The 7,263-nt window shown below is 62.0% G+C and carries 8 protein-coding genes; 6 read left to right on the plus strand and 2 right to left on the minus strand.

Annotation, left to right across the window (positions count from 1 at the left end):
* Together ABW22_RS15990 and ABW22_RS15995 are read right to left on the minus strand one after the other, a co-directional pair.
* A partial coding sequence (locus ABW22_RS15990) for a transposase (protein ID WP_162264500.1) occupies positions 1–252 on the minus strand: 252 nt, incomplete at its 3' end.
* Between the two features lie 203 nt (positions 253–455).
* The gene (locus tag ABW22_RS15995) at positions 456–1,205 is read right to left on the minus strand and encodes an energy transducer TonB (RefSeq protein WP_059759212.1); all 750 of its coding nucleotides are present in this window, start codon (positions 1,203–1,205) and stop codon (positions 456–458) included.
* 74 nt (positions 1,206–1,279) lie between these two features.
* On the opposite strand from ABW22_RS15995, the gene ABW22_RS16000 reads away from it, so the two are divergent.
* The 6 genes from ABW22_RS16000 (at position 1,280) to ABW22_RS16025 (ending at position 6,996) form a co-directional block, all read left to right on the plus strand.
* Positions 1,280–2,074 (plus strand): dienelactone hydrolase family protein, encoded by a 795-nt coding sequence (locus ABW22_RS16000; protein ID WP_059759215.1) that lies wholly within the window; start codon positions 1,280–1,282, stop codon positions 2,072–2,074.
* Between the two features lie 475 nt (positions 2,075–2,549).
* A complete protein-coding gene (locus ABW22_RS16005; RefSeq protein ID WP_059759218.1) occupies positions 2,550–3,116 on the plus strand; it encodes an ANTAR domain-containing response regulator in 567 nt (188 codons plus the stop codon).
* A gap of 262 nt (positions 3,117–3,378) precedes the next feature.
* On the plus strand, positions 3,379–4,650 hold the full coding sequence (locus tag ABW22_RS16010) for a CmpA/NrtA family ABC transporter substrate-binding protein (RefSeq protein WP_059759221.1): 1,272 nt from the start codon (positions 3,379–3,381) through the stop codon (positions 4,648–4,650).
* 41 nt (positions 4,651–4,691) lie between these two features.
* The gene (locus ABW22_RS16015) at positions 4,692–5,105 is read left to right on the plus strand and encodes a globin family protein (RefSeq protein WP_059759225.1); all 414 of its coding nucleotides are present in this window, start codon (positions 4,692–4,694) and stop codon (positions 5,103–5,105) included.
* A gap of 69 nt (positions 5,106–5,174) precedes the next feature.
* Complete coding sequence (ntrB, locus tag ABW22_RS16020; RefSeq protein ID WP_059759230.1) at positions 5,175–6,092, plus strand: nitrate ABC transporter permease; 918 nt, start codon at positions 5,175–5,177, stop codon at positions 6,090–6,092.
* A gap of 106 nt (positions 6,093–6,198) precedes the next feature.
* A complete protein-coding gene (locus tag ABW22_RS16025) occupies positions 6,199–6,996 on the plus strand; it encodes an ABC transporter ATP-binding protein (RefSeq protein ID WP_059759234.1) in 798 nt (265 codons plus the stop codon).
* Positions 6,997–7,263: the final 267 nt, after the last annotated feature.

The following is a 7,263-nucleotide window of genomic DNA, read 5'->3' on the forward strand; positions in this document are numbered from 1 at the left end:
CCCGGCGACCGTCGCCAGCAGGGCGTCATCGCTCCACTCGGCATCGGCTACCAGATGATGCATCGATTGATGCGCCGACCGCACGTCGTGCGGTCGCACCCGCGCCGCCATCGGCTCTACGCTCTTTCTGCTGCCGGGCAACATCAGTCCTTTCAGATACCAGCGCGCGGGCTGACTACGGTCCGCATGCGACAGCGCTTTTACCAGTTCGTCGCAATACGCTTCAAACCGCGATTCAAGACTCAGCCCCATGTAGCCTCCACCTCGCTAATTCCTATGCCTGAATCATCGCATTATTTATAACACAGTAGAATTAGGCGCTTTCATCGTTATTTGTTGGTGTTGGCCAGCGCTGTGGGCGGGGCGCCCTCGCCCCGATTTGCGCACCGTCGCAACCTCCACGGCATCGGCCCGGGGGCGGGCCTCCTACAACACCGCGCGCCCCTTGAATCTCTTCACCGTCGACCTTCCCAGTCGTACACCACCTCGATCAGCACCAGCGCGCGCACCGGATGGCCGTTCTTTTGCGCCGGCGCAAAGCGCGCATCGCCAAATGCCTTGATCGCCGATTCGTCGAATACGCCGGGCGGGGTGGCGGATACGATTTCGATGGCGCCGATGCGGCCATCGGCTTCCAGCTTAAGCTGCAAACGCACCTTGCCCGACAGCCGCTGGCGATCGGCATCGTTTGGATAGTCCGGCACAATTTCGCGCAGCGCGCGCGGATGCACATCGACATCGCGCGCACTGTAATAAGTGAGATCGACCGAGCTGGTGATCGTCGCGGCCGGCGCCGGCGCGGCAGGCGGTGCCGAAGCAGGCGCGGAGGGTGACGCTGCGGGGTCGGGTTCGGCAGGCTGCGCTACGGCGGCAGGCGGCGCAAACTCGGCGGGCGGTGGGGCCATGGGCTCGGCCACCGGCAGCGCCTCCGCCGTCTCGCTCGGCGCGAGCAACGGCACGGCCTCCGGGGTCTCATCAGGCGTTTCCACTGCGGGCGCCAGGGGCGGCGTCTCGACAGCGGGCGGCGCGGCATGCGTCGACACCAGCCGCGCCTCGATCACCGGCTCGCCCAGACTGAGCGACGCCGGCGGCGCCACCTGCACCAGCGCAATCAGCGCCGCATGCAAGCCCAGCGAAATCCACACCGCCGCCAGCGGGCGTTGCAGGCGTGGGGGAATCACCGGTTCTTCGATGGAAGTGTTCACTGAAACGTTTGGACTGTGCAGGAAATCAGCTTGCTGGCCTAGAATACTCGCCAGAAAAACTACAGGAAGAGACCATGAAAAAACGTGTCATCGCGGGCGCCATCTTAGCATCGGCGCTGGGCGCCTCGGCCGTCGCCAGCGCTGTCGAACTGAGCAAGACGATGATCAAGGCCGCAGACGGTTCCGACGTGCCGGTCGAGATCGCCACGCCGACGGGCAAAGGTCCCTTCCCGCCCGTGTTGTTCATCCATGCCAAGCGCGGCTACGAAGGCGACGAACGCGCCCACGTGCGCGAACTTGCCGCCCAAGGCTTTCTGGTCGTCGCCCCCGACTGGCAGAGCGGCCGCTTCATCGAACGCTGGCCCTCGGCACACAACCCCGAAACCGAACTGGACGTGGAGGCCGGACTGGATTACCTGAAGACGCTGCCACATGCCTGCAAGCAGCCGGTCGGCATCGTCGGCCTGTCGCGCGGCCCGTACTACGCCATCCGCCTGGCCGCCAAGCGCGGCCCCGACATCGCCGCCATCGTCAGCTACTACGGCCACATGCAGAACCCCAACGCGCCGGAACCGGATCAACTGTTTCGCATCGCGCCCGAGATCATGCAGATCACCACGCCAGTGCTGTATCTGATTGGCGACGCCGATTACGAACTGCGCCGCATGAACGGCGGCCGCGCGTTCTACGCGCTGTGGGAACGCGGGGTGCCGGTGGAATGGCAGGAATACCCGATGGCGCGGCGCGCGTTCGATTTCCGGCCCGACCAGACGCCGGAGGAGAAGATTGCGACACGGCATGCGCGGGAGCGGGCGAAGAACTGGTTGATGAAGTGGATGAAGTTGACGCCGGAGATGCGGTGCAAGTGAGAGGTTGTTGGCTTGCGATTGAAAGTTATTACGTGCTGAGGTTCGTTGGCCGGGGGTAGCCCGGCAGCTAGTCACTTTTCTTGTCTCGCCAAGAAAAGTAACCAAAAGAAGGCGACCCCCGGCCAACGGTCCTCAGTGCATCGAAGGTGTAACCATCAAGTGTGCTCCGCGCCAAACCAAAGACTGGATTGCTTCGCTGCGCTCGCCATGACGAGCGACGCATCGTTTGCGCCCCGTTTTGATTCCTTTTCCCCGCCCCATGCACCACAACCGTTCACCCCGGCCCGCCTCACAACAGGCCAAAAAACACATAAGCGTTTGATAATTAAGCACTTTAAAAGCTGGCACGCCCCATGCTATATCCCAACTGAGTGCCCAAACCGCAAGGCCAGGTTGCTCAGGCAGTCTCCTCCGACTTAGCGGCCTCTCCGGAGGCCGCCTTTTTTTGTGGCTCAACCAAAAACTTGAAGCAAGCATGCGTGTATTGATTGTTGAAAACCAGCCCGAGCGGCTGGCGATGCTGGTGCCGGCGCTGGAAGCGGCGGGCTGCGTGGTGGCGGCCACGCTGAATTCCGCGCGCAGTCTGGACGTGCAGGTTCAGGCGCTGCGCCCGGACGTGGTGATCATTGCGCAGGACTCGCCCGACCGCGACACGCTGGAGCATATCTGCGTGGCGAACCAGGATTGCCCGCGCCCGATCGTAATGTTCACCGATGACGGCAGCGCGGAGTCGATCCGCGCGGCGACGCAGGCGGGGGTGACGTCGTATGTGGTGGACGGGATCGACCCGGCGCGCATCCGCTCGATTCTCGACGTGGCGGTGTCGCGCTTCGAGGCGTTTCAGGCGCTGCACGACCAGTTGGAACAGACGCGTCTTGAATTGTCTGAGCGCAAGCTGATCGACCAGGCCAAGGCACTGCTGATCAAGCAGACTGGCGCGTCGGAGCCCGAGGTGTATCGCGAGATGCGCCGCGCGGCGATGGATCGAGGCCTGAAGCTGGCGGACATCGCGCGGCAGATTCTGCAGAAACCACTCGCCTGATTCATTCGGCCCTGATTGGTGCGCAACAGGAACAATTCGCACTGCGAGTGTGCATGAGCCACTGACCCGCAATACCAGATGCGTGGCCGAATCCCACGAAACCCCATGCAATACATGGCACTTGCGTAGCTGGCACGGCGGTTGCTAATCCTGAACTGAACAGTCGCAATGATGTGGCTTTCAGCGTGACCGTCAATTTTTTCATCACTGGACAAAGGCGTCCGCCCTCAAGGCGACGCTTTTTTTATTTGGAGAACACACCGTGAGCGACACCCAGGACAAGCCCCTTGTGCAAGACCCGAGCAAGCGTGATTTCTTGAAAAAAACCACCGGCGTCTCCGTCGCCGCCGCCCTCATGGCACTGGTGCCGCCTGGCGTGCGCCAGGGGGCCTGGGCCGCCGGCTCCGACGCGCCGGAAAAGCCCAACCTCAGCATCGGCTTCATCCCGCTGACCGACTGCGCGTCGGTGGTGATGGCCTCGGTGAAGGGCTTCGACAAGAAATACGGCCTCACCATCACGCCATCGAAAGAAGCTTCGTGGGCGGCGGTGCGCGACAAGCTGGTCAACGGCGAGCTCGATGCGGCACACGTGCTGTACGGCCTGATCTACGGCGTGCAGCTGGGCATCGGCGGGCCGAAGAAAGACATGGCGGTGCTGGCCAACCTGAACCATAACGGACAGGCGATCACCCTGTCCAGGCAGTTGTATACCAAGGGTGTGACCGACGGCGCATCGCTTGCGAAACTGATCGCCGCTGAACCGAAGGAATACACCTTCGCCCAGACCTTCCCCACCGGCACCCACGCGATGTGGCTGTACTACTGGCTGTCGACCTACGGTATCAACCCCTTCACCCAGACCAAGGTGATCACCGTGCCGCCGCCGCAGATGGTCGCCAACATGCGGGTGGATAACATGGACGGCTTCTGCGTGGGCGAGCCGTGGAACGCGCGCGCGATCCGCGACAACATCGGCTTCACGGCCGCGACGACCCAGGACATCTGGAAAGACCATCCGGAGAAGGTGCTTGGCACCACCGCCGAATTCGTCGAGAAATATCCCAACACCGCGCGCGCCATGGTGGCGGCGATTCTTGATGCGTCGAAGTACATCGACACCATGAGCAACCGCTCCGAAGTGGCCAAGATCATTTCGGCCAAGTCCTACGTCAACACCGATTTCGATTCGATCGAGGATCGCATGCTCGGCCAGTACGACAATGGCATCGGCAAAAAGTGGTCGGATCCCAACTACATGAAGTTCTACAACAACGGCATCGTGGGCTTCCCCTACCTGTCGGACGGCATGTGGTTCCTCACCCAGCACAAGCGCTGGGGCCTGCTGAAGGAGCACCCCGACTATCTGGCGGTGGCGAAGAAGGTCAACCGCATCGACGTGTACAAGGCCGCCGCGGCGATGACCAAGACGCCGCTGCCGAAGTCCGACATGCGCTCCTCCAAGCTGATCGACGGCGTGGTGTGGGATGGCAAGAACCCCAAGGCCTATGCCGACAGTTTCAAAATTAAAGCCTGACCAAGATCAAGGCCTCAATCAATTCAAGCCAAGGAGTGGCCATGACACCCGAAAAAATCATGCTGGTGCGCAGCAGCTGGCAACAGGTTCTTCCAATCAAGGAGACAGCGGCGCAGTTGTTCTATGACCAGCTGTTCGAGCTCGATCCCTCGCTACGCAGCATGTTCCGGGGTGACATGGTCGAGCAGGGCCGCAAGCTGATGACGATCATCAATACCGCCGTCAACAGCCTGGATGATCTCAGCCCTATTCTGGGAGCGGTCGAGGACATGGGGCGTCGCCATGTCGCTTATGGCGTAACGGAAGCGCATTACGACACGGTGGGCAGTGCGCTGATCTGGACCCTGGGCAAGGGGCTGGGCGAACAGTTCACCCCGGCGGTCAGGGATGCCTGGGTGGAAACCTACACCACGCTGGCATCCGCCATGAAACAGGCGGCTTACGCCCCGGCGTGAAACTCCGGTTGCCTGGCCGGTCGATGCGGACAGGCAGCCGAAGACGTCGTCAATATTCAGGAGTGCGATATGAGTGCAATCAATGCAACACCCGAAAATTTAAGTGAAATCCTGTCAGGCGAAGATATCGTCCCGACATCCAAAGAGGCGTCGGCCGCCGTTTCCCGTGCCCGTCGCCCCCCCTATTTTGAAACCGAGTCGGGCAAACGTTTCATCGAAGGCACGCTCAACCTGTTCAAAAATACCATCCCACCGCTACTCGGCATGCTGCTGTTCGTGGCGCTGTGGGCGCTGATCGCCAACACCAACAAATCCATTCCCGGCCCGGTTGAAACCTGGGGCGCGGCGGTGGTGCTGTTTTCCGATCCGTTCTATAACAACGGCCCCAACGACATGGGCATCGGCTGGAATATTCTCAACTCGCTGTACCGCGTCGGCATCGGCTTCGGCCTTGCCGCCGCCGTCGGCATACCGCTCGGCTTCATGATCGGCCGCTTCGACTTTCTCAACCGCATGCTCTCGCCCATCATCAGCATCCTGCGCCCGGTGTCGCCGCTGGCCTGGCTGCCGATCGGCCTGCTGGTGCTGCAAAGGGCCGAACCGGCGTCGATCTGGGTGATTTTCATTTCCAGCATCTGGCCGATGGTGCTCAACACCGCCTCCGGCGTGCAGCGCATCCCGCAGGACTACCTGAACGTCGCGCGCGTGCTCAACCTGTCCGAACTCAAGGTCTTCACCAAGATACTGTTCCCGGCCGTGCTGCCGTATGTGCTGACGGGGGTGCGGCTGGCGATCGGCGTGGCCTGGCTGGTCATCGTTGCTGCTGAAATGCTCACCGGCGGCGTCGGCATCGGCTTCTGGGTGTGGGACGAATGGAACAACCTCAACGTCGCCCACATCATCATCGCCATCTTCGTCGTCGGCATCGTCGGACTGCTGCTCGAACAGGCGCTGATGCTGATCGCGAAACGGTTTAGTTACGACTGACAGAGCCACTACGTAGGTTGGGCTGACAAGCCCAACAGCAGCCACGTTGGGCTTCGCAAGCTCAACCCAACCTACGCCCGCTGCTCACCCTCACGGAGAATTCAAGATGCAAAGCTACGTCCAGATCGAAAACGCCGGCATGGTGTTCAACACCAAAAAAGGCAAGTTCACCGCACTCACCGGCATCGACCTCCATGTCGACCAGGGCGAGTTCATCGCGCTGATCGGCCACTCCGGCTGCGGCAAGTCGACGCTGCTCAACCTGGTGGCGGGCCTGCTCGATGCCACCGATGGCGTGCTGCTGCTCGCCAACAAGGAGATCAAGGGACCGGGGCCTGAGCGCGGGGTGGTGTTCCAGAACCATTCATTGCTGCCCTGGCTCAGCGCATTCGAGAATGTTTATCTCGCGGTTGAAAAAGTGTTTGGCCGCACAGAATCCAGAAAACAGCTGAAGGCGCGCACCACCGCCGCGCTCGAACTGGTCGGCCTGACCCATGCGGCCGGCAAGCTGCCGGGCGAAATCTCTGGCGGCATGAAGCAGCGCGTCGGCATTGCGCGCGCGCTGGCGATGGAGCCGAAAGTGCTGCTGATGGACGAGCCCTTCGGCGCGCTCGATGCCCTCACCCGCGCCCATTTGCAGGACGAGCTGATGAAGATCGTCGCCGCGACGAAAAGCACGGTCATCATGGTCACCCACGACGTCGACGAGGCGGTGTTATTGAGCGACCGCATCGTGATGATGACCAACGGTCCGGCCGCCACCATCGGCGAAATCCTCGCCGTCGATCTGCCGCGCCCGCGCGAACGCCTGCAACTGGCGCACGATCCGCACTATCACGACCTGCGCAGCAAGGTGCTGGAATTCCTTTACAGCCGCCAGATGCGGCCGAAGGAAGCGGCCTGAACACGCCATCGGGGCAGCGCGCCTTGCCCCAGGTTGCAGGTACGGCTAGACTCTCGGGGTTGCTTTCGATTGTCTGGTTTCGTGAATTTCCATCCCCCTGCCCGCCATGCCGCGCCGACGTGAGCCCCGCCCCGCGCCCGCGCTGGAACTGAAGACCACGCGGCTCGCCGGGATACAGATCATCCTCAACAGCGCCGAACACGCCGCGCTGGACACCCACATCACCACGCTGTTTGCCGCGACGCCGGACTTTTTCGGCGGCGAGGC

This window comes from Thiobacillus denitrificans (genome assembly GCF_001530125.1).
Classification (GTDB): domain Bacteria; phylum Pseudomonadota; class Gammaproteobacteria; order Burkholderiales; family Thiobacillaceae; genus Thiobacillus; species Thiobacillus denitrificans_C.